This window comes from Pseudovibrio sp. FO-BEG1, from assembly GCF_000236645.1.
GTDB lineage: Bacteria > Pseudomonadota > Alphaproteobacteria > Rhizobiales > Stappiaceae > Pseudovibrio.
Genome location: NC_016642.1, coordinates 1,327,345 through 1,349,191 on the forward strand (window position 1 = coordinate 1,327,345; position 21,847 = coordinate 1,349,191).

The following is a 21,847-nucleotide window of genomic DNA, read 5'->3' on the forward strand; positions in this document are numbered from 1 at the left end:
ATCGCAAAACCGCGGATAAATCATTTCAGTAACCCTTCATGATATGCTCCGCTTCACAATAAAGTCGGCTGTTTGGCATCAGGACCGCGGAAACGAGGGCTTGTCTGCCAACTCAGAATGCTGAAACTGAACCTGATTAATGGATATGCGTTGCCAGTTAGGTGCGCCGGGAGAGTGACGTGCCGGATAATTTTGTTTTTGCAGTGGACACGGATGGCGGCATTGATGATGCCATCGCACTCATGATGCTGATCGGCGCTGGCAAGAAGATCGACTTCATCACCACTACATTTGGCAATGTGGATGTGGAACAAGCCACACAAAACATTCTGGATACGCTGGCCATCTGCAATGCAGACATTCCCGTCCACAAAGGCGCGTCTGATCCCACCGTTGGTGAACGGATTGATGCTGTTTATGTGCATGGTCAAGATGGCTTAGGCGGTGTCGAGCGACCACAGCATCTGCTTAAACCTTCAGGTGAAACAGCCCATAATGCGCTGAGAGATGTCCTGCGAAAAGCAGAGCTTGGTGGCCCCAAACTCCAGATCCTGACCATTGGGCCGCTGACCAATCTGGCAGAGGTTCTGCGAGAAGAACCGGACCTAGGGGCAGGGATCGACCGCATATGGACAATGGGCGGCACTTGTCATGGCAGAGGCAACGTCACACCAGCAGCCGAGTTCAACATTCTATGCGATCCGGAAGCCGCTAAAATGGTGCTTTCACAGGCGGTTAACACAACCATGATCCCGTGGGAGCCTAGCCTTCATGATGCCCTCCCGGGGGATGTGGTTGATGGCATCTTTGATCGTCTGGGGGATACGATCCCCGCCAAGTTTGCTGAACACATGTGCGCTTTCATGCGCCAGCGTGGTCAGACCTGGTACCACGAAGATCTTCTCATTCTACCTGACCCTCTGGCGGCTGCGGCCCTGTTGGATCCGGAAGTGATCGCCAGAACAATTGTCTGCGGCGTTCTGGTTGAAACTGGCGGTGAATTTGCCCGCGGCGCAACCATTCTGGATCATGAAGGCAAATCACAGGCTCCGATCATCGGCATTATGGAGCAAGCCGATCGCACGAAAATGGAGCGTATTCTGGAAGGTACACTGGCAGCGCTTGCATCACGCCACCAGTGATATCATCAAAGAAGCAGAGACCATGCTGTGGCGGCAAGCATTGCAACAGCCATGGCAATCGTAATGCCGCGCATCAAGGTGCCTTCTCCGATCACCTTCAGAATTGAAACCCCAACCATCGCCCACATGCTGTGAGAGATCATGCCGCCAATCAGAAACCCGGCAGTCAGGATCGCGGCGTTTTCATAAAGCCCCATACCATTAGCTGCGAAGAAGCTTGTGAACGCCACAAGGCTCATGGCCCACGTTTTCGGGCTAAGCGGGTGAATAAGCAAACCTTCCCAGAAGGTTGGCAAGCTGACTTCGCCCTTTGGCTTGATGTTCAGCTGCACGATGCGCCATGCCAGATAAGTCATGTAAGCCATAGACGCGAACTTGAAGAATGTAACCAACGGGCCACCGCGTGCCATCAGCTGCCCCAACCCAAAGGCCACACATAGGTTCAGCACAAGGCTACCGATTTCCGCCGCAACAATAACCGGAAAGGCGGTACGATAACCGGCGCTGGCGCCGATTGCCATGAAGGTCAGGTTTCCCGGTCCCGGTGTGCCGGTCATAATGGCTACAAAAATCGCAAAGGCGCTGAGTGATGCCCAATCCATATTGTCATTCCAGTCAATTGATACAATCTACACAGCGTGCTAAGTTATTGTATCGATCGTATCTATCAATTGCTTTATTGTTATGAATACAATGTGGAAGCCCGACCCAAACAAGCTCACCTCCCCAAAATACCTAAGCATTGCAACGGCTTTGGAACACGACATCCAGACAGGCCGCCTTGTGGAAGGCGACCGTCTACCGCCCCAACGCGAGCTGGCTTACCAGCTTGGTGTGACACTTGGGACAATCACTCGCGCCTATGCTGAGGCTGAGCGCAGGAAACTGGTGCGCGGTGAAACGGGCAGGGGCACGTATATCGCCAAAACCAGCAGCACGCACTCTCCGCTGAGCCTGATGCCTAACACTGAAGGCATTCAGAGCTATGATCTTGCTCGCAATTTGGGGATGGCTCACCTGAACCCGGATCTGGGCAGCATGCTGCGAGAACTGAGCGAAGATCCGCTCGTCAAATCGCTCAACGAGTATGGCCCGTCAGAGGGCACGCCACAGCACCGTGAGATAGGCGCACACTTCCTCTTTGAGTTCTACGGCGCACCTGCCAGGCCCAACCAAACGCTCGTCACATGTGGTGCCCAACACGGCATTCAGATCGCTCTGCAAGCCATGTTCAACCGCGGGGACGCCATTGCAGTTGATGCAATGATCTACCCACCCATACTGTCTGTCCTGCCAGCTCTTGGGCTTCAGATTGTACCGATTGATGCAGAGCGTGATGCAAACGGGCATATGGAGGCAATGTCCGCCGATGCATTGGAGGACGCTTGCAGTAAACACGATATTCGCGGTGTCTTCCTCATTCCGAACGCTCAGAACCCAACCACCCACACGATGACCAGCAAAGAGCGACAAAGGCTGGCCGCCGTCATTGAGAGGCACAATCTCACCGTCATTGAAGACGATCCCTATACGCCTTTCATATCGCAAAAGCAGGAGAGTTTTCTGGAACTCCTGCCAGAAAGCACCGTGCTGATTGGTTCACCGTCCAAGGTTATGTCCGCAGGTCTTCGGACCGGCTATATCCATGTTCCAAACAACGTCAAAACAGCCTTTGCAAATGCCATTGGGGAAAGCACATGGATGGCCTCTCCGCTCAACGTGGAGATCGTTTCCAGATGGATCATGGGTGGAGAGCTGCAAGCAACACTGCAAATAAAGCGGGATCTTCTCAAGCGACGCTACCATGCCCTGAAGGCGATGTTCCCGGCAGTCACGCTGCAAGGCGGTGAGGAAAAGCTGTTTACATGGATGCAGTTGCCGGAGCAGCAAAATGCGGAGTTGGTGGAGCAGGCTGCGCTCCTGCGCGGGGTAGAAGTGCTATCCCATCGCCATTTTCAGGCTGCACCTCGCACAGATACCAACGCGCTGCGCATCAGTCTTTCAACCATCGCGCAGGATGCTCACTTTGAGGAGGCCATATCCCTGCTGAAAGACTCCATAGATCAATTGGGCAGCAACCAAACACCGCGCCCAATGGTCGGCTAGGCTAGGCAATAAAAAAGCCCCCGCCTGAAGTTCAGGCAGGGGCCGGAATCTGACCTAAGCCAGCATACTAAGAGATCTTAGTATGGGCAGGACATGTCGCTCATGTAGTCATGAACGGTGATTTTGCCTGCGATGATGTTTGCACGTGCTGCTTCAACAGCTGCTTTCATCTCTTCGCTAACCAGTGGAGCGTTGTTTTCGTCCATAGCGTAGCCAACACCGTCTTCAGCCAGACCAAGAGACTGGATGCCGGTGGTGAACTTGCCTTCTTTCGCATCCATGAATGCGTTTGCAACAGCAACGTCAACGCGCTTAACCATGGAGGTCAGCACTTTGCCTGGAGCCAGGTGGTTCTGGTTGGAGTCAACGCCGATGAACTTCTTGTCTTCATCAACAGCAGCCTGAAGAACACCAAGACCGGTGCCGCCAGCAGCAGCGAAGATCACGTCTGCGCCACGTGCGAAGTGAGACTTAGCAAGCTCACCGCCTTTAACTGGGTCGTTCCATGCAGCTGGAGTAGTACCAGTCATGTTAGCGAACACTTCACCGTCTTTGTTGGTGGTCAGTGCGCCCTGCTTGTAGCCACAGGAGAACTTGGAGATCAGCGGAATGTCCATGCCGCCCACGAAACCGATCTTGCCGGTCTGGGAAGCGAGCATTGCCATCATACCTACGAGGTAAGAACCTTCCTGCTCTTTAAAGACAACAGAGCGAACGTTTGGCAGATCAACAACGGAGTCGATGATTGCAAAGTTTACATCTGGGAATTCTTTAGCAACTTTTTCAACTGGAGCTGCCTGTGCGAAGCCCATTGCGACGATTGGGTTCATGCCGCGGCGAGCAAAGTTGCGAAGAGCCTGCTCACGCTGGGAAGCGTTGGAGATCTCAAATTCGCGATATTCGATACCGGTTTCAGCCTTGAAAGCCTCAGCACCATTGTAAGCAGCTTCGTTGAATGACTTGTCGAACTTACCGCCCATGTCAAAGATAACTGCAGGTTTAAAGTCCGCTGCCATAGCAGTTGTGCTCATTGCTGCTGCCAATACTGCGGTTGCAGCGATGGTTTTGATGGATTTCATACCCATTCCTCCGTTATATCCCAATGGGAAACCTTCACGTTGCCCGGTCGCCAAGTCTGTTTTCACCACAAGTTCCCAACCTGGAGACTCACCTCATTGAGGTTAGCGTCTAAGTGCATACCTTCCCCTGCGTAAGTCCAGCTAAGTGTTAGCTTGTCCTTAATTATGCGCCTATAGGTTGTCCAAAACGATCAGGCATGTTGAAAACAGTTCTGTGTACGGCCTTTAGTTGGACACATGCCGGTGTTAGGATCAAGGTTAAAATGCGAATAAATATATTAGGACTGCAAAATTTTTCAGTTATCCGCCAATTTGGCTAATATTGTTCGTTAGAACCATCAAAATTGCTTAGTGATCACGCAGGAGTTTGGGGTGTTCGAATCATTTATTGAGACTGTAAAGGTCAAAACTAGAAAAGCCGGGCTATTACTTGGCGCTGGTCTGTTAGTTGTAGGCGTATCATCCGCCCAGGCAGCGACCTGTGGGGATACAGGAGCAGGGTTTGACCGCTGGCTCGCATCCTACAAAAATACGCTGCAATCCCAGGGGATCTCCAAGGCAACTATTAACAAGTCACTGAGCGGAATTACGTATAACCGCAAGGTCATTGGCTACGATCGCAATCAGAAATCCTTCAAACTCAGCTTCGAAGAATTCTACAAGCTTCGCGTCAATAATGCGCTGATCAACAAAGGCCGCAAGTTGATGAAGAAGCACAATGCGCTCTTCACCCGCATTGAGAATGAGTTTGGCGTTCCGCGTGAAATCATCACCGCTATCTGGGGCCTTGAAACAGGCTACGGCCGTGGCATCGGTAAGATGAATACCATTCGCGCTCTGGCAACGCTGGCCTATGACTGCCGCCGCGCAGATTTCTTCCGCAACGAGCTGTATCATGCTCTGTTGATCGTCCAGAAAGGCGACTTGCAGCCAAGCGAAATGAAGGGCGCTTGGGCAGGCGAACTCGGCCAGACCCAGTTCCTCGCTTCCTCTTACATCAAGTTCGCGATTGACTATAGCGGCGACGGCAAACGCGACCTGCTGTACAACACAGCGGACACTCTGGCATCCACCGCGCACTTCCTCATGTCCTACGGCTGGCAACCAGGCCAACCATGGGGACCGGGCACACCAAACTACGAAGTGATCCGCTCCTGGAACCGCGCTGGCGTGTACGTCAAAACTATCCAGATCATGGCTGAAAAACTGAGCAACTAATCCAGCCTGCGATACGCAAAAAAGGCCGCTGAGTATTCTACTCAGCGGCCTTTTTTGTTGGGAAGCAATATTAGTCTGGGCGATTGATCAGTGTGGTAAAGAACTGATTCAATGTACCTGCAAGCTTTAAGTCTTCATTCTTCGAAATGCTTGGACCAAAGCAAATGCCAAGGTTGGTTGCGTTCATGTCGTTGTCGGCCTTATGCCCTTCGACCATTTTGGCGAACGTCACAGCGTCCTGAACAAGTACAGGCAGATCGCCTGGTTCAGGCAACTGGCTGTTGTCTTGCCTAAACTGTTCAACAAAGCCAAGAACGATCCGTGAGTCATCATCAGTCAGGTTATCACGCAGATTCTGTCTGAAGGTAGACGCAAGCGCGTGAGGTGATGTGCCTTCAAGTGCATCCGGGTTTCTGGAACTGATCAAACTGTTGATCGTCGACTTAGCTCCTGGGATACGCACGATACCCTGAGTACTCAGCTCGTCAGGATGGCTATTAAAGTGCTGAATAATCGCTTTGTTCTGCACCTCAGCTTCATGCTTATGAAGCACAGCGAAATCGATACCTGTAGAAATCTGCTTTACCGTCAGGCTATGAAACTTTCCATCGGTGTATCCGCAGGCATTGCAGGCATATTTGTAGGCCTGCTCGCCCAGCTCTTTGCCAAACTTGTCTTGCAGAGCTGTACGAAATGCGCCTTGATCTTGAGCTTTTTCAGTTTTCTCAGAGGAACTGAGATTGTGCCAGGACACTAACTTTCCTGCCAGTGTGGAGCTTGCTTCGCGGGTTTGCAAAGCGCCACTATCTGTCACAGTAAGCTTCTGGTCCAAATTACCGCTAGCAACATGGCTGTCGATGGCGTTTTGAAAATGTGCGAGGTTAATTGCAGTCATACTCTCATACCCAATGTTTCAAATGAATGTTCTGTTGTTGCAGGTGCAGAGTGTTGCCAGTCCATCTCAAGCGGGGCTGAGCTGCTCAGACGCTCATGCCAGGAGGCAGAAGTGCTGATAAACTGCTCCAGCTTTTCCTGCAGTGTGAAAGAAGATTTGTCGGCAATGTCGACCACCTGAGACAGGTTGATACGGTCTGACGCCGGATCGAGGTTGAAGCTCATGCCATGGCCAAGCGTCAGCACGCAGTTCGTTTGCATCAGCGCTTTCAGCTTTGCCGGGTCATCGCAAGGTTGCGTGTTCACGACCGCATTAAACAGCAGGGTCTGCGTGTCTTCGCGCCACTGTACCGTCATGAAGAGTTCTTTCTCGAGCCCAAGCAGAAGCGTGTTGTCTTCATTCAAAGACAGGCCATCAAGGCCAATTCTTCGACCGATCTCGTTCAGAAGTTCATCTAATAACTGGCGCATCGCTCCCCCGCCTTACTTGAGGCATCCAAGTCGTGCTGCTCGGATTTATTTAACTGTTGTGATCAGATTAGTGTTTCACGTCAGAAAGCTCTGTTCTTTTCAGCACTAAGAGGCGGCGGTAAGTGCTTTTGCGGAGGTGTTCTGCAGCACGGAGTGTGTGCCCTCTGCAAGCCAGAAGGCTGCGGTTGAAACCAGATCAATCAGTCGTTCAGGGACTTTGTGGTCCTGCACATCAGCAACGCTCCAGCGCTCACAATAAAGCGCCTGCATACTGTCTTCATCAATCGCCAGCCGGCCAGAGCTTGTTGCGTTCCCACGGCAGTTCGCCGCGAGCATTGCTGTTGAGATGTTTGGATCACTCAGATTTAGATCCGGCAGATAGAAACTGAACTCCAGATTGCTGTCATCAACGCGGCTTAGGAAGCCAGAAAAGCTGCCTTCAAACACCAGCTCTGCATGACCGGAACCATCAAAGGCCAACTCAGGCAAGCCAAGTGTTTGGCCTATAACTGCGGTGACACGATCCGCACTATGCATTTGCATCTCCTCAATCACATTGCTTGTGAAGAAGCTAGCGATGCACCAAAGCGTGTGATGTGCCAGAAATTACAACTAGTGAGAAAAGTGCAAATAAAAACAAAGTGCTGTAAAGCACAAAGGCGCGCAGGATAGGAGCGCTGCCGAAAAAAGAAAGGCTCCGATGGAGTGTCGGAGCCTTACCTGAAAACCTGTTTTAGCTGTTCAGCGCTTCAAAGAGCGGCGGCTCTTCGCTTAAGCCCATCAGGCGGCGTGCAGCGGTCAGCGTGTTGCTCATCAGCATTGCGATGGTCATCGGCCCAACACCGCGTGGAACTGGCGTAATCGCCGCTGTGTGACCAAGCGCCTCATCAAACGCCACATCACCAACTAGACGGGTCTTGCCTTCACCTTTCTCAGGCGCAGGAATGCGGTTGATACCAACGTCAATCACAGTAGCACCCGGCTTCAGCCAATCGCCTTTGATCATCTGCGGACGACCAACAGCAGCAATCACGATATCCGCACTGCGGACCACATCAGGCAGGTCCTTTGTGCGAGAGTGCGCGATGGTCACAGTGCAGTGTTCCTGCAGCAGCAATTGTGCGATTGGCTTACCGACAATGTTGGAACGGCCAACAATCACAGCAGTTTTGCCGGAGAGGTCGTCGCCCAATGCCTTCTTCGCCAGCAGCACGCTGCCTGCCGGTGTACATGGCACCAGTGCACGATCTGTGTTGCCGCTGCCCAGAAGACCAACGTTAATCGGGTGGAACCCATCGACGTCTTTCTCTGGTTTGATCAGATCAAGAACTTTGTTCTCGTTGATGTGCTTTGGCAGAGGCAGCTGCACGAGAATGCCGTGCACAGCTTCGTCTTCATTCAAACTCGTCACAAGAGCGAGCAGCTCTTCTTCACTCACATCAGCCGGCAAGGTGTGCGTGATGGAGTTGAAACCACATGCTTTTGCAGTCCGGCCCTTGTTGCGTACATAAACCTGACTGGCAGGGTCTTCACCCACAATCACAACAGCCAACCCTGGCTTAACACCTGTTTCAGATTCAAGCCGCGCAGCACGCGCAGTGATCTCGTCAGTTACAGATGCAGCAATGGCTTTGCCGTCGATAATAAGAGCCTCACTCATGGCAAGTCCTATTTAAAGATCACGGTACGGTCACCGTTAAGGAGGATTCGGTGCTCCAGATGATAGCGGACAGCGCGAGCAAGAACCTGACTTTCCGTATCACGCCCCTGGGCAATGAGTTCGTTCACCGAATGGAAGTGTTCAACCCGGCTCACGTCTTGCTCGATGATCGGGCCTTCGTCAAGGTCAGCGGTCACATAGTGCGCTGTGGCACCAACCATCTTGACGCCGCGTGCATGGGCCCGGTGATATGGTTTTGCACCTATAAAGCTAGGCAGGAAAGAGTGGTGGATATTGATCACCTTGCCAGCCAGCCTCTCACAAAGCTCGTTGGAGAGAATCTGCATGTAACGCGCAAGGATCACCAGATCGATGTTTTCGCGCTCCACCAGCTCAACAATCTGGGCTTCCTGCTCAGCCTTGGTCTCTTTGGTCACCGGCAGATAATGGAATGGAATCTGCTCATGCTCAACGCGGGACTGGTACTTGGTGTGGTTGGAAGCAACCGCCACCAGGTCCATCGGCAGCTGACCGGTGGAATTACGGTAGAGCAGATCGTTCAGGCAGTGACCCATTTGGGAAACCAGCACCAGAACACGTGGCTTCTTGGAAAGGTCATGTACTTTCCAGTCAAAACCATAGCCCGTTGCCACAGGGCCAAAGCCCTCTTCAAACTGCTCTTTGGTCATCCCTTCAGGTGCATTGAAGGAAATGCGCATAAAGAAGCGGTTGGTTTCTGGATCGCCGTATTGGGCGCTCTCGCAGATGTTGCAGTTTTGAGAAGCGATTGAGTTAGCAACCGCTGCAACGATCCCTTTTCTGTCTCCGCAGGAAAGGGTGAGCACATAGTTTGCCTGAGTGTTCATAGGAGGCTTAATCTACACGTTTGAACTGAATTTGCTGCCGCGCACAATAGGCGGGAGCTCCTAATTTTTAAAGGGCAAATCATCATTGAAATGCAGAAAAAAGTGTTGTGCTGCAGCAATGTGATTCATTTTCATACCAGCGGTAGAAACCAATAAAACCACTAAGCTTGTGCGGACAGATCCAGATGTGCCGGACATGGGGTGCCAAGTACGAAATTACCCTGATAATTGCATTGGGAGATAACCGGGTATCAAATCAACCAGATTGAGAACAACACCGTAGATTTCTAGATTGAGCTTCGGTGCGAGCTCTCTGAACCAGGTTTCTGGGTGTCTGAAGACGCACCAGATCGACCGGGGGGCCGGGGGCGCGTCATGAAGCTCTTTATTGTTCAGGAAAGCTTCCTTGATGAAGACATTACAGAGATCACTGAGGTGGTCGCCAACGGTCTTGCCGCGCGCCAACACAACATCACGCTGATCACCCTTACCGGTAAACCAAGAGATCTCTCCCACTACTCACCGCGCATTACACCAGTCTTTCTGGAAAAAGCCAGAGCTGCAGCAGCTGCTGCTGGTGTTGCCCGCATGGTGGAGAAAGAAAAGCCGGACATCATTCTGTCTCACGGCACCGGCAGCAACATCGCTTGCCTCAGTGCCGTTAAAACCCGCTCTCGTCTCAAAGTGCCCGTTGCAATCACGCTGCATTCTTCAGTGACCATCTCCAGCAATCTGGCGCTAGAAACGCAAAAGAGTGCCGCAACCATCGCAGTTCCTTTGCTCTATCGCGATGCTGACAGGGTAATCTGCACGTTAAAGTCCATTGAGCATGTGGTTGATCTTTGCGAGCAAGTGCCCAAAGAAAAAACCTGCATCATCTACAATCCTCTTGTCGAAATGAACGTGTTTGAAACGGCGGCGGAGCCCATTGAGGAGGATTGGTTCGATCCCCATGGGGCCAGCAAAGTGATCAGTGTTGGCGGCACTTCCAGCCAGAATGCCAACCACCAACTCCTGCGCGCCATGGCCCTCAGCCGCTACAAAGATAACCTGCGGGCTTATCTTCTCGGGCGCAGTGAGGATCAGGAAGAGATGCGTTTGCTGGCCTCAAACCTTGCGCTGGATGACATCGTCACCATGACGGGAGAGGTAGAGAAACCGGAACGCTTTCTGCGCGCTGCCAACGTTTATGTCTCTACCTCCCAGCAAGACAGCGTCCCCGGAGAGATGGTCCGTGCCATGGCACTCGGCACACCAGTCATTGCTCTCGACAGTGGGGCAGGGGCGAGGGAAGTGCTCAGTGACGTCCGCAACGGTTGGCTCGTACCTGCTGGAGATGCCGATAAGCTCTCAGAAGCAATCCTTGCAGCCGTTAAGTGCGACCGCTCCGATGATACACTGGCGACCCGAGCCCGCGACTTCTCTCAGGAGCGTGCGATCGATGCCTATGAGAAGCTGCTCCTCTCCATGATTTCTGAGCGTGTGTCAGACCTGCACTAAGCCACATCAAAAATCCGCATCCCATAGGATTTCGCAACCTAACCATCTAATATAACTAGGTAAAATAGGATGCTTCACGCCATTAGTTTGGGATAACCCATCCCACATCACAAGCGTGTTTGACCTGCAAAATCAGCATCAAGTACCCTTAGGTAAGCCGTGTTCTTGGCCAGTGTTTAAGTGTGCGTACAGCTTCGTTCTCCGCCAATAAAAGATGCAGGTCATTGGAGCACCACTGTTGAGTTTCTGGTACGGGTTAAGCAGCAAGAAGACAATGTCTCTTGCGCCTGCGTTGCGTGGGCGTTCAGGACTGCCGCTGCTCTTTTTGCTTTCCGCCTGTATGGTTGGCCCGGACTTCAAGCGTCCTGAACTCTCCCCTGAAGCCCGTTATGTCCGCAATGATCCTGGCGCTACAGTTTCCGCAGACATACAAGGCGGGGCCTCACAAAACTTCTCCACTCAAAGAGACCTGCCCGGAGAGTGGTGGGAACTGTTCGAATCTGAGGCCCTCAACACTTATGTAAGTCTCGCAGTCGCCAACAGTCCCACAATCGCGCAGGCAGAAGCCAATCTCAGGCAGGCACAGGAAAACGCCTATGCTGCGGGTGCTGCGCTCTACCCAACAGTCACTGGCAATGCCAGTCGCAACCGACAGAAGTTCCCAATTGGTGGGGGCGGTGCCAGTGAGATCGTGGCAAACCTGAATCCGTTCTTCACGACCTACAGCTTATCACTGGCCATCTCTTATACGCTCGACGTTTGGGGAGGCACACGCCGAAACATTGAAGCGCAAGTCGCGAACATCCAATACACGCAGTTTCAGGTGGAGGCAGCGCATCTGATGCTGATATCCAACCTGTTGAATGCAGTGATTATTGAGGCCTCCCTAAGGGGCCAGATCCGTGCAACGGAAGAAATCATCAAGGTCCAGCAGAAGCAGCTTTCCATTCTGCGGGCGCAGTTCAGGCTGGGTGGTGTGGATGAAAGTCAGGTCCTGCAACAGCTTGCAACACTGGAGCAAACCAAAGCGACGCTGCCACCCCTGCAACAACAACTGGTTGTTCAGAAGAACCAGATCAAGACGCTGGGTGGTTTCTATCCGACCCAGAACATCGTGAAGGAGTTTGATCTTTCGGATCTGAAGTTGCCACGAAAGCTGCCTTTGAGCTTGCCGTCAGAACTGGTTGCTCAACGCCCCGATGTGCGGTCTGCAGAGGCGCAGCTCTGGCAGGCTAGTGCAAATATCGGCGTTGCTCTGGCAGCCCAGCTTCCTAGTTTTCAAATCACTGGGAATGTTGGCAACGAATCTGATGTCTTCAATCGCCTGTTCTTTTCTGGAACAGGTGCCTGGCAAATCAACACATCAATCGCGCAAACTATTTTTGATGCTGGAGCGCTTAACAGTCAGCGCAAGGCCGCTGTTGCTGCCTTTGAAGCCTCAGCTGCCAACTACCGCGAAACCGTTGTGACCGCATTCGGAGATACGGCCAATGCCATCAGCGCGCTGGAGAATGATGCCCGTGCGCTGAAAGCCAGCTTGGCAGCGGAACGCTCCGCCCAAAAGAGCCTGCGCCTGACACAGCAGCAATACAATGTGGGCGCCATCGATCTGACAACACTCCTGCTCGCAGTGCAGACCTATCAGCAAGCGAAAATCAATCTGGTGCGGGCTCAGGCCGCCCGCTTCACAGACACAGTCGCTCTTTTCATCGCGCTGGGCGGTGGTTGGTGGAATCGCCCGAATGCCGCACCAATCAGGGACGGAAGACCTCTCACCATCATCTCGGCTGTACCGCCGTTTAATCGCAAGCAGATACAGCCGGTGAACCAGCCATGAGTGAACACAAAAAGCCCAACATCAAAAAGAATATGATCATCATGCTGATCTGCGTGGGCATCGCGTTTGGGGGTCTCTATGCATTCCAGCTCTACAAAGGCCGGGTCCTCAGCAAGATCGTCTCAGGCCTGCAGAACAAGATCGAAACCGTCTCCTCTTACAAAGCCACCAAGCAGCTTTGGACGGACAAAGTCTCCGCCGTGGGCACACTCATTGCCATCATGGGAACAGACCTGACCCCTGAGCTGCCAGGCACAATCACACATATCAACTTCTCCTCCGGCGAGGATGTCCAAAAAGGCATGTTGCTGATTGAGCTGGACACCACGCAGGAAGTGGCACAGCTGAAATCCCTGCAAGCTCAGGAAACTCTGGCTCGTCAGACCCTCGATAGGGATCTGAAGCAATACAAAGTCAACGCCGTCAGCAAGCAGCAGATCGATGTCGACTGGTCGAACCTCAAAAACCTGCAGGGACAGGTTCAGAACCAACTGGCGATCATCGCGAAGAAAAACATCCGCGCGCCATTCTCAGGCCGACTGGGCATTCGGCAAGTGAGTGTCGGGCAGCTTCTCAATCCGGGTCAGGCCTACGTCAACCTTCAGCAGCTCGATGATCTCTTCGTTGATTTCTACATCCCGCAGCGCTTTCTCAGCACGATCAAACAGGGACAGGAGATCGAGGTCTCGGTCGATACCTATCCTGACCTGACGATCAAAGGCAAAGTGGTTGCTGTTGATGCGCAGGTAACCGTGACCAACGGTAATGCCAGAGTGCGCGGACGCTTTGCCAATCCCAATAAAGAGCTGATCCCGGGCATGTTCGCGGACGTAGAGACTGTGGTCTCAGCGCCAAAAGAGCAAGTCACGGTGCCGCAAACAGCTGTCACTTACAACTCCTACGGCATCACGGTGTATGTGCTGACCAAGACAGACGAAATGCACATGAACAAGCCGGTCTACACCGCCAAACAGCGCTTCATCGAAACTGGTTCAAAACGCGGCGATCAGATCGTCATCTCCAAGGGTCTTAAGGCGGACGAATTGGTGGTAAGCGCTGGGCAGCTTAAACTGCGCAATGGCTCCAAGGTGGTGATCGACAACTCCGTACTGCCGCTCAATGACCCTAACCCGAAACCAGTTGAGCAGTAGGAGGGGCCATGAACAGCTTCACTGAGATCTATGTTCGTCGCCCCGTTCTGGCCTCCACCATCAGCCTGATGATTTTGGCACTGGGCCTGCGTGCCATCTTCCTGCTGCCTGTGCTGGAATACCCCAAAACAGAAAACGCCGTCATCACCATCTCCACCACACTTTTTGGTGCCAGTGCTGAAACTGTTGCAGGCTTCATCACCACCCCATTGGAAGAAGCCATCGCACAGGCCAATGGCATCGACTACATGACCTCCACCAGCGCCAGCACCGTCAGCACCATCACGGTCAATCTGGTGCTCAACTATGATGCTGACAAAGCACTAACGGAGATCAACACCCAGATCAGCTCGGTGCTCGACCAGCTGCCGCAGGAAACCCAGAACCCGGTACTGACCATTCAGATCGGTGAAACCATCGATGCCATGTACATTGGCTTCACCTCAGACGTGATCGACCGGAACCAGCTCACGGACTACATCGTCCGCGTGGTCCAGCCGCAGGTGCAGGCTATTGAAGGTGTACAGAACGCTGAGCTGTATGGCGAAAAACGCTTTGCCATCCGCGTCTGGCTCTATCCGGAAAAGCTGGCAGCTTACGGTTTGACGGGCACTGATGTCTCAAATGCTCTGGCCCGAAACGACTTCATTTCCGGGGTCGGCAACACCAAAGGGCAGATGGTGCAGGTGGAGTTGACGGCCAACACCAACCTGACCGATGTCGAGGAGTTCCGAGAGCTGGCGGTTACTCAAAACAATGGTGCCATCATCCGTTTGCGTGATGTTGGCAGAGTAGTACTGGGGTCCGAGGACTATGACCAAGCCGTTCTCTACTCAGGAAAACCCGCCGTTTACCTCGGCGTCCAAGCTGCCCCTTCCGCAAACGTGCTCGCTATGCTGGAGGAGGTTCGCCAGCTTGTCCCAAATGTTCAGGCAGCCATGCCACCGGGATTGGAAGCCAAGATCGTTTACGATTCCGGCCTCTTCATCAATGCTGCAATCGATGAGGTGATCAGCGCACTTGTTGAAGCGCTGGTGATCGTGACCTTCGTGGTCTTCCTCTTCATTGGTTCCCCACGCACCGTTGCCATTCCGGTCATCGCAATCCCGCTCTCGCTCATCGGCACGTTCTTCATCATGCTGGTGCTCGGCTACTCCATCAACCTGCTGACCCTACTCGCTTTGGTGCTTGCAATTGGCCTTGTGGTGGATGATGCGATTATCGTGGTGGAAGATGTAGAACGGCATATCTCTGAGGGCAGTACACCATTCCGCGCCGCCGTACAGGCCGGGCAGGATCTGGGCAGACCCATTATCGCGATGACGGTTGTTCTCGTTGCCGTGTACGCCCCCATCGGATTTCAGGGCGGCCTGACAGGAGCGCTGTTTACAGAGTTTGCCTTCACAGTGGTGGGCTCCGTGACCATCTCGGCCATTGTCGCGCTCACACTCACACCAATGATGAGTTCCAAAATCCTGAAGGCCAGATCTCAGGAGTCTACCGGTTGGGATGACGCCTTGACCAGAACGGTGGACGATATCTACGACCGGTTCCGCAAACGCTATTTACGTGCGCTGGAAGCGTCACTGGATAATCGCCCGGTCGTCCTCACCTTCGCGTTCCTGATCCTCGCCAGTATTCCGGTCCTCTACTCCACGTCGCAGCAAGAGCTGGCCCCGCAAGAAGATCAGGGACTGGTCCTGGCTCAATCAACACCAGCACCTTCCGCCACCTTGCAGCAGAAAATGCTCTACACCGAAGAGATCTACCGTATTGCTCATGGGTACTCTGAGGTTGAAGGCGTCTTCCAGCTGGTGCTCTCTTCCAGCGTTCTGTCCGGTGTCTTGCTCACACCATGGGATGAACGCGATAAAACAGCCACCGAGTTACAGTACGAAATGCAGCCCTTCATGGAAGGGGTAACAGGTTTTGAAACGGTGATGTTCCAGAACCCACCACTACCTGGCAGTAGCGGCTTGCCGGTTCAGTTCGTCATCAAGACCACCCAGCCCGTCGATAAGCTCTACGATGTTGGGTCACAGGTTCTGGAAAAAGCGCAGAACTCCGGCAAGTTCATCTTCATTGATAAAGATCTGAAGATCGACAAGCCACAGGGCAAAATCAATATTGACCGCGATCGGGTCGCCGAACTCGGTCTCACGTTACAAGATGTTGGCCAATCCCTGACGGCCATGATGAGTGGTGGCTACATCAATTACTTCGATTTTGATGGCCGCTCCTACAGGGTTATTCCGCAGATCATTCAATACGACCGCCTCAACCCGGAGCAGCTTCTCGACACCTACATCAGTGTACCCAACAGCACGCCCACACCCAGTGGGTCTTCGAGTGGCGGCGCATCTGCTGGATCGCAAACCAGCATAACCTCCGGTGGCGCGCAGAGCGGCGCGGCCTCTGGCAGTGGCGGTGGGGCAAGCGGTGGAGGTGGCAGTGCAGCTTTCAGCGGTAGCTCTGGCAGCAACCCGGCTGCCAGCGGTTTTGACAGCAGCAGTGGTGCTGCACAAAGCAGTGCATCCGCTCCTGTCACGACAACCACCACATTTGTCTCAGGTGGTTCTGGCGGCGGTGGTTCATCAACCAGCATCGCCCCGCAAAGCACTGTTGTGCCGCTGTCCAGTGTGGCGACGCTTGATATGCAAGTTACGCCGGAGTTCATCCCCCACTTTCAACAGCAAAACTCCATGACCCTCTCGGGCGTACCAAGCTTCGGCGTTCCTTTGGCTGAAGCCTTGCAGGTCCTGCAACAGATTGCGGCTGAAGAACTGCCAGAAGGGTACGATGTGGACTATGCCCAGCAATCCCGCCAGTTTGAGCAGGAAAGCAGCGGCTTTGTTGTTACCTTCGCTTTTGCCTTGCTCATCATCTTCCTGACGCTCGCCGCTCAGTTTGAAAGCTATCGCGACCCGATCATCATTCTCGTCTCTGTGCCCATGTCCATCGCGGGTGCGCTTTTCTTCATCAATATCGGGCTGGGCGGTGCCAGCATCAACATTTACACGCAGGTCGGCATCATCACGCTCATGGGCCTGATCTCCAAGCACGGCATTCTCATCGTGGAAGTTGCCCGCGAACTTCAGGAAAACCAGGGTGCAACCAAACGGGAAGCCGTGGTCGGTGCCCTGCAAATCCGCCTGCGTGCGATCCTCATGACAACAGCCGCCATGGTGCTTGGCGTTATCCCTCTGGTGCTGGCCAGCGGCGCAGGGGCGGCCTCCCGTTTCAACATGGGGCTGGTGATTGCAACCGGCCTGTCCATCGGCACGCTCTTCACGTTGTTCGTGGTGCCCAACGTTTACATGCTCATCGCGCAAGACCGTTCAAAACTGACCCAACCTGATGAAAACGCAGAAGGAATGCCAAAAGAAGACGGAGAACCAGACCCAGCCTCCTAAGACCAGACAAAGCCATTTGAAAATCACAGCAGCAGAAATCTGCTGGGCCACACTGAAATAAACCCAACTGTGGAACACTTGTAAGTTTCTCACAGCAAAAAGAAATTGAGTGGTTGCCTATTCCAAATCATAAAGCTATAACCCGGCCCACACACAGCGATGGGGTGTAGCCAAGTGGTAAGGCAACGGTTTTTGGTACCGTGTATCGTAGGTTCGAATCCTACCACCCCAGCCATTTTCTCCTAAAATCTAATCCGATAGTTCTCTGCACAAGCACCTGTTTGTGTTCCGGAAAAAGCTGTGCCGATCCTTCCCCTTTTCACATCTCAGCCCTCTGAAAGCCCAACACTCTCCGACCCAGACCGTTTGCGGGCAGGCTTCGTCGGTTCTGACAGATTGAGGCAGCTGCCGTTTGAGGCGGGGAGGACGATCCACGCGCCAGCTTTGTAGAGCTTTGCGGCTAGGTTTGGGGTGTCGCTCGCAAACACGGCGATCTTGTCGTTGTAGCTCAGTATCCTGACGGAAGCAGGAAGCATCTCCATTTGTAAGCTTTGAGGATAGGGCACAGCGACCTCGTCCGCATCGCCAACAAAGGGCACGGTGAGCCCGATGGCCCCCCATGCCACTGTGATGGCAGCAAGGATAAGAGCAACACGCTTCAACTTGCTCAACTTAGACCTCGCTAGTAGTCGTAGATGTGCTCAATGGTGATACCCTGCTGTTTCAGCTCATCGAGTGTGACGGAAAGGGCTGGAACCTTTGATTGAATGAGTAACCTTTGTTGATCCCCTGTATTCCGCTCTGTTTCGGAAAGGATTGCAGCTGCTGACAAACTTGGGTTCTTGGCTGAACTCTGCTTCAAAACAGACATCAGAATATCATCATTGCCCGCAATCTCGTGGAACATAACCCCGTCTTTTGAAAGGCGCAGCGCCAGCTCTGTAAACTTGCGATACCGAGGTGTCTCGATGACAAACTTATCGCCAAGCTGCTGAACCACCTTGAGATCATACTCTGAAAGAACATCTGCGCCATGAGAACTGCTGATGACGGATCGCATGGTCAGCTCGTCATGGCCAATCGTATCCACCGCCGCAGCAATGGCTTTGGCATACTGAGCTTTGGCCCACCACTCCAGGTTCAGAGCAAACCAGCGCTCCCAACTACGCACCCCATCATTAGCTGCGGCTTGGTTGAGTTTTGCACGCGCACTGTCAAAGTCGAACTTGTACCAGGGTGTCTGATGCAGGAACTTGGCGTACTCAGCTGAAACGCTGTACTCCAGCTGGTCCTGCAAAGAAGTGTTGTTCGCACTGGTGATTGCTGCCAGACGGCCCAGAGTTTCTTCATAGGCCGCTTTCATCAGCATCTCGAAAGAGAAACTGATGCCGATGGTGTAAATGGTGGCCTTGGTGTCAAACTGAGCTGCACCACGTGTATCCGCCTCACTTTTCAGCGCGCACAGACTAGACCAGAAACTGCCAATGGCGTTCAGATAGTTGAACTCATGCGGCATGCCGTTTTCCAGCGTTGTGGCGTAATCCTCATAGGCATAAACGATGTGCCATTCAGGATAGGTTAGAAACGTGCGGGCTTCCTCTCGTTTGTGAGTAGGCTCCAGGGTGCTTTGATAGGTATCGGCAATCTCGGCAGAGGTGCAGGCCTGTTCCACATAAAGAACAGGCGCCGCAGCACCAATGCCGATCACCAGAAGCACACAGAGGACGCCGATGGAAAGCCGTTTAAGAAGCTTCACTTGGGCTCTCCTTCGCAATGCTGTTTCCGCCCCAAAAGCTTACTGCCAAAGCAACGCTGCCCAATGCAAAATGCGGTAGGTTGGCGAGTATCTTGAAACCAAGCGGATAGGACTGGAAGCCAAGCGTAAAGATGCCAAAGTCCAGATAACCAGACCCTGTCAGCAGTCCCAAAACCGCATCAGCCAGATACAGCGCCCCGAAGTAGCGCAGGAAAATCCGGGAGGCATTTTGCGAGATCAAAGCCGCAATAAGCGCCCATAGTGCACTGGCGGCATGAAGACTGTCGTCAAACAGATCTAGCGCAAAAATTCCGAAAACATACCCGTTCTCATCGGGAATACCGGGGATGTAGTTCAGCGAGGTGACAGCAAACAGGATCACGGCATACGCAAATGCGACTTTTCTAAACATTCAAAGGCCCCTTTGCTGCCATGTAGGTGTCCCAAAGCTGGTTAGTGAACCGCATCTGCGGATCGTACTTCTGCTTCAGCTCAATGAACCTTTGATGGTTCGGATAGGATCTTTCAAACTGGTCCTGCGTGGCATGCAGGCGATAAGGCAGGTAGTAGGTGCCGCCGATGGCAAGCGTGCGCTCGATGAGGTTACGGGTCATCCGAGCCATATCCGCTTCCCCGCGCTTCGACTTTTCCTGAGAGAACAGCATCACGGCTGCAATTCGGTCCGTCGGAGCAAAAGGCAACACGCTTTGTGTGTCTTTGCGAACGTAGCGCAGAGTGATGTTGAGCAGCTCCTGATAGGAGGACGGGATGACATCCTGACAAGCCTGCACAAACTCGACAAACCGTGCAGGCTCAACAAAATACTCATGCAAAATGTCGGTTCTGGTCGGGTCTTTATCATCCAGCGTAACAACGGGCTCATTGAGCAAGCTGTTGCGGGTCACAGGACCGCTGTTCAGGGAAGCCCCGATCCCGGTTTCAATCCCCCAACGCACCTTCTTGATGCCCTCAGAGTTCAGCTGACCGCGGAAAATATGCCGGGAGGCCTTGCTGATAAAACCGGAACCGCTTGCAGCTGGCAGGTCTGACTGATCATCAGTCGGGCGATAAACGATCAGCATTGAGTCTTCAAAAAAGCGATCAATGTCCACGTTCATGCGGCCATAAGCCATCTGAATGGAAGGATCTTCTGCGAGCACCTGCTGCATACGCAGGCCGTACTCAGCAGATGGCAACTCGATATACTCCGGCTCCAACCGGTTGTTGGGGACCATATCCAGTTCCAACTCGGTGATGATGCCAAACAGCCCGTAACCACCCATCGCCGCGTTAAAGAGCTCACTGTTCTGCGAAGGGCTGCAACGCTGCACCTGACCATCAGCAAGCATGATTTCCAGCGAGCGAACCGTAGACCCACACCCGGAAAATGGTACCGGCCAGCCGTGCGCATTGACGGAAAAGGTGCTGGCCACGCCAAAGTCGTTGTTGGACTGCATCACAGCAGGTGAAAAGCCGTTTTCATCCAGCTTTGAGATAACCTCATGCCACCGCACGCCGCCTGAAACCGTATAGCTCTTGCGTTCCGGATGCAGCTCAATGGTTCCGCCGTGCAGGGAGAGCGCCGCCCCATTGGTGGGCAGAGACTGACCGCCCATGGAGTGCCGGGCAACGCTTGCCATCACAGGATGGTTCTCATCTGCTGCCTGCTTCAGCTGTGCTGCCATCTCTTTGCGCAGCGCATCACTGGAAAGGCCAGAAAAGGTCTCGTGCTTCTTAACACTAACCTGCGTCAGCTCACCAGCATCGCTCAATAGGGTGCCGGTTGTCTCGGATTGCGGCTCAACTGGAAAAGCGCCGCCATAGGAACGAGGGGAAGGTGAAAGAAAATGATAACCGGCTGCCCCTGCAAACGCGGCCCCGCCAAGAAGAAAAGCTCTTCTACTGATTTTACCCATAAATGCCTCAGCAATGATCAAATGAATATTCATCACAGGTAAGTGTTACCCGTTACAAATGCAACTAAGAGCTATTTGCAGATCATTGCTTCAGGCTGTAGGCGAGCCGCTTTCTACGAGGAAGCCTCACCATGTCTGAGTAGATAAACACCTGCCCAGATGAACCAGAGAATAAAGCCGAGGCCGAAGACGATACCACCCGGCTCGCTCATACTCGGAACAACCGTGGCAATGCCAGCCAGACCGATGATTACGCCAAGCCAGCTCAGGCCCTTCGAGAGGCTGGAACCCCGCAGGCCTGCCCAGCACAGCAGCAGCACCCAAAGCCCGCCGGTGATCTCGTTCCCACCACCAATGCCTTCCTGCACGTTGCTCAGGGTTGCCCACATCACCAACGCTTCGTCATGGTCCAGCGCGTAAAGGGCAGAAACTTCAGCCAGAGAGATATTGGCGAGCATGCCACTGGCCAGAACCAACCCGGCCCAGATCAACCCAAAAGCGGCGGCTATCTGTGAAAGCCCCGGTGTTGCTGCCTTCAGCCGGTCATGCAGAGCAATCACCAGCACCACCAGAAACACTGCGTTGACGATGTAAATGATGAAATTCCAGAGGTACATAAGGCTCTGATTGGACACGATGAATGCCAGCAGGTTCGCATCACTGCCGTCTTCTCCAAAGCCCGCATCTGCCAGTAAAGTCGTTAAAAGAGCAAAACCAATGATGTAGGTGGCCGCTTCAATAAGAGATGCTATTCCGCCAGCTTTTTGAAGGTTCATCACAGGCGTCCTTATAAAACCATGAGTTGAATTTATGCAGAACATGGGATGTTCTGAGCAAC

At 53.2% G+C, this 21,847-nt stretch carries 19 protein-coding genes and 1 tRNA gene; 8 read left to right on the forward strand and 12 right to left on the reverse strand.

What is annotated here, in order from left to right; genetic code table 11:
- Positions 1 to 179: 179 nt before the first annotated feature.
- Positions 180 to 1,142 carry a nucleoside hydrolase gene (locus PSE_RS06130; protein ID WP_041768048.1) on the forward strand — a complete coding sequence of 321 codons (963 nt, stop codon included), beginning with the start codon at positions 180 to 182 and terminating at the stop codon, positions 1,140 to 1,142.
- A gap of 5 nt (positions 1,143 to 1,147) precedes the next feature.
- Here the strand turns inward: PSE_RS06130 and PSE_RS06135 are convergent, their stop codons facing one another.
- On the reverse strand, positions 1,148 to 1,744 hold the full coding sequence (locus PSE_RS06135) for a LysE family translocator (protein ID WP_008552745.1): 597 nt from the start codon (positions 1,742 to 1,744) through the stop codon (positions 1,148 to 1,150).
- A gap of 91 nt (positions 1,745 to 1,835) precedes the next feature.
- Between PSE_RS06135 and PSE_RS06140 the strand changes: the two genes are divergently transcribed.
- Complete coding sequence (locus PSE_RS06140; RefSeq protein WP_014284064.1) at positions 1,836 to 3,248, forward strand: PLP-dependent aminotransferase family protein; 1,413 nt, start codon at positions 1,836 to 1,838, stop codon at positions 3,246 to 3,248.
- Positions 3,249 to 3,325: 77 nt separating this feature from the next.
- Here PSE_RS06140 and PSE_RS06145 read toward each other — a convergent pair whose 3' ends face one another.
- Complete coding sequence (locus tag PSE_RS06145) at positions 3,326 to 4,327, reverse strand: BMP family ABC transporter substrate-binding protein (RefSeq protein ID WP_041768050.1); 1,002 nt, start codon at positions 4,325 to 4,327, stop codon at positions 3,326 to 3,328.
- A 351-nt stretch (positions 4,328 to 4,678) separates the two neighbouring features.
- Here PSE_RS06145 and PSE_RS06150 point away from each other — a divergent pair, with 351 nt between their 5' ends.
- Positions 4,679 to 5,545, forward strand: coding sequence for a lytic transglycosylase domain-containing protein (locus PSE_RS06150; RefSeq protein ID WP_008552726.1), 867 nt, complete (start codon positions 4,679 to 4,681; stop codon positions 5,543 to 5,545).
- A 70-nt stretch (positions 5,546 to 5,615) separates the two neighbouring features.
- On the opposite strand, the gene PSE_RS06155 is transcribed toward PSE_RS06150, so the two are convergent.
- From PSE_RS06155 to purU, 5 genes are all read right to left on the reverse strand, one after another.
- Positions 5,616 to 6,440, reverse strand: a complete 825-nt coding sequence (locus PSE_RS06155) for a Rho GTPase-activating protein (RefSeq protein ID WP_014284066.1) — start codon at positions 6,438 to 6,440, stop codon at positions 5,616 to 5,618.
- Entirely contained in the window at positions 6,437 to 6,910 is a 474-nt protein-coding gene (locus tag PSE_RS06160) for a type III secretion system chaperone (protein ID WP_014284067.1), read from the reverse strand. Before PSE_RS06160 ends, PSE_RS06155 begins: the two co-directional genes overlap by 4 nt.
- 105 nt (positions 6,911 to 7,015) lie before the next feature.
- Entirely contained in the window at positions 7,016 to 7,447 is a 432-nt protein-coding gene (locus PSE_RS06165) for a type III secretion system chaperone (RefSeq protein WP_041768052.1), read from the reverse strand.
- 196 nt (positions 7,448 to 7,643) lie between these two features.
- The gene (locus tag PSE_RS06170) at positions 7,644 to 8,570 is read right to left on the reverse strand and encodes a bifunctional methylenetetrahydrofolate dehydrogenase/methenyltetrahydrofolate cyclohydrolase (RefSeq protein ID WP_014284069.1); all 927 of its coding nucleotides are present in this window, start codon (positions 8,568 to 8,570) and stop codon (positions 7,644 to 7,646) included.
- An 8-nt stretch (positions 8,571 to 8,578) separates the two neighbouring features.
- Positions 8,579 to 9,436, reverse strand: coding sequence for a formyltetrahydrofolate deformylase (gene purU / locus PSE_RS06175; protein ID WP_008552676.1), 858 nt, complete (start codon positions 9,434 to 9,436; stop codon positions 8,579 to 8,581).
- A 375-nt stretch (positions 9,437 to 9,811) separates the two neighbouring features.
- Between purU and PSE_RS06180 the strand changes: the two genes are divergently transcribed.
- The 5 genes from PSE_RS06180 (at position 9,812) to PSE_RS06200 (ending at position 17,572) form a co-directional block, all read left to right on the forward strand.
- Positions 9,812 to 10,936, forward strand: coding sequence for a glycosyltransferase (locus PSE_RS06180; protein WP_014284071.1), 1,125 nt, complete (start codon positions 9,812 to 9,814; stop codon positions 10,934 to 10,936).
- Positions 10,937 to 11,210: 274 nt separating this feature from the next.
- Positions 11,211 to 12,773, forward strand: a complete 1,563-nt coding sequence (locus PSE_RS06185; protein ID WP_014284072.1) for an efflux transporter outer membrane subunit — start codon at positions 11,211 to 11,213, stop codon at positions 12,771 to 12,773.
- Positions 12,770 to 13,924 (forward strand): efflux RND transporter periplasmic adaptor subunit, encoded by a 1,155-nt coding sequence (locus tag PSE_RS06190; RefSeq protein ID WP_014284073.1) that lies wholly within the window; start codon positions 12,770 to 12,772, stop codon positions 13,922 to 13,924. The genes PSE_RS06185 and PSE_RS06190 overlap by 4 nt, the downstream gene beginning before the upstream one ends.
- Before the next feature lie 8 nt (positions 13,925 to 13,932).
- Complete coding sequence (locus tag PSE_RS06195) at positions 13,933 to 17,337, forward strand: efflux RND transporter permease subunit (RefSeq protein WP_014284074.1); 3,405 nt, start codon at positions 13,933 to 13,935, stop codon at positions 17,335 to 17,337.
- 160 nt (positions 17,338 to 17,497) lie between these two features.
- Positions 17,498 to 17,572 (forward strand) — tRNA-Gln (locus tag PSE_RS06200).
- Positions 17,573 to 17,663: 91 nt separating this feature from the next.
- Here the strand turns inward: PSE_RS06200 and PSE_RS06205 are convergent.
- The 5 genes from PSE_RS06205 to PSE_RS06225 all read right to left on the reverse strand — a co-directional run bounded on the left by PSE_RS06205 (position 17,664) and on the right by PSE_RS06225 (position 21,785).
- Positions 17,664 to 18,008 carry a hypothetical protein gene (locus PSE_RS06205; protein ID WP_014284075.1) on the reverse strand — a complete coding sequence of 115 codons (345 nt, stop codon included), beginning with the start codon at positions 18,006 to 18,008 and terminating at the stop codon, positions 17,664 to 17,666.
- A gap of 11 nt (positions 18,009 to 18,019) precedes the next feature.
- Positions 18,020 to 19,093 carry a hypothetical protein gene (locus PSE_RS06210; protein WP_014284076.1) on the reverse strand — a complete coding sequence of 358 codons (1,074 nt, stop codon included), beginning with the start codon at positions 19,091 to 19,093 and terminating at the stop codon, positions 18,020 to 18,022.
- The gene (locus tag PSE_RS06215) at positions 19,080 to 19,505 is read right to left on the reverse strand and encodes a DUF4383 domain-containing protein (protein WP_014284077.1); all 426 of its coding nucleotides are present in this window, start codon (positions 19,503 to 19,505) and stop codon (positions 19,080 to 19,082) included. The genes PSE_RS06210 and PSE_RS06215 overlap by 14 nt, the downstream gene beginning before the upstream one ends.
- Positions 19,498 to 21,009 (reverse strand): FAD-binding oxidoreductase, encoded by a 1,512-nt coding sequence (locus PSE_RS06220; RefSeq protein WP_041768054.1) that lies wholly within the window; start codon positions 21,007 to 21,009, stop codon positions 19,498 to 19,500. Before PSE_RS06220 ends, PSE_RS06215 begins: the two co-directional genes overlap by 8 nt.
- A gap of 113 nt (positions 21,010 to 21,122) precedes the next feature.
- Complete coding sequence (locus tag PSE_RS06225; RefSeq protein ID WP_041768056.1) at positions 21,123 to 21,785, reverse strand: DUF4386 family protein; 663 nt, start codon at positions 21,783 to 21,785, stop codon at positions 21,123 to 21,125.
- Positions 21,786 to 21,847 lie beyond the last annotated feature (62 nt).

Bases quoted from the DNA above. Each gene is read 5' to 3' on its own strand.
- PSE_RS06190 (WP_014284073.1), top strand. From the start codon at position 12,770: ATGAGTGAACACAAAAAGCCCAACATCAAAAAGAATATGATCATCATG.
- PSE_RS06215 (WP_014284077.1), bottom strand. From the start codon at position 19,505: ATGTTTAGAAAAGTCGCATTTGCGTATGCCGTGATCCTGTTTGCTGTC.
- PSE_RS06170 (WP_014284069.1), bottom strand. From the start codon at position 8,570: ATGAGTGAGGCTCTTATTATCGACGGCAAAGCCATTGCTGCATCTGTA.
- PSE_RS06140 (WP_014284064.1), top strand. From the start codon at position 1,836: ATGTGGAAGCCCGACCCAAACAAGCTCACCTCCCCAAAATACCTAAGC.
- PSE_RS06180 (WP_014284071.1), top strand. From the start codon at position 9,812: ATGAAGCTCTTTATTGTTCAGGAAAGCTTCCTTGATGAAGACATTACA.
- PSE_RS06155 (WP_014284066.1), bottom strand. From the start codon at position 6,440: ATGACTGCAATTAACCTCGCACATTTTCAAAACGCCATCGACAGCCAT.
- PSE_RS06195 (WP_014284074.1), top strand. From the start codon at position 13,933: ATGAACAGCTTCACTGAGATCTATGTTCGTCGCCCCGTTCTGGCCTCC.
- purU (WP_008552676.1), bottom strand. From the start codon at position 9,436: ATGAACACTCAGGCAAACTATGTGCTCACCCTTTCCTGCGGAGACAGA.
- PSE_RS06220 (WP_041768054.1), bottom strand. From the start codon at position 21,009: ATGGGTAAAATCAGTAGAAGAGCTTTTCTTCTTGGCGGGGCCGCGTTT.
- PSE_RS06225 (WP_041768056.1), bottom strand. From the start codon at position 21,785: ATGAACCTTCAAAAAGCTGGCGGAATAGCATCTCTTATTGAAGCGGCC.
- PSE_RS06160 (WP_014284067.1), bottom strand. From the start codon at position 6,910: ATGCGCCAGTTATTAGATGAACTTCTGAACGAGATCGGTCGAAGAATT.
- PSE_RS06185 (WP_014284072.1), top strand. From the start codon at position 11,211: ATGTCTCTTGCGCCTGCGTTGCGTGGGCGTTCAGGACTGCCGCTGCTC.
- PSE_RS06145 (WP_041768050.1), bottom strand. From the start codon at position 4,327: ATGAAATCCATCAAAACCATCGCTGCAACCGCAGTATTGGCAGCAGCA.
- PSE_RS06165 (WP_041768052.1), bottom strand. From the start codon at position 7,447: ATGCATAGTGCGGATCGTGTCACCGCAGTTATAGGCCAAACACTTGGC.
- PSE_RS06135 (WP_008552745.1), bottom strand. From the start codon at position 1,744: ATGGATTGGGCATCACTCAGCGCCTTTGCGATTTTTGTAGCCATTATG.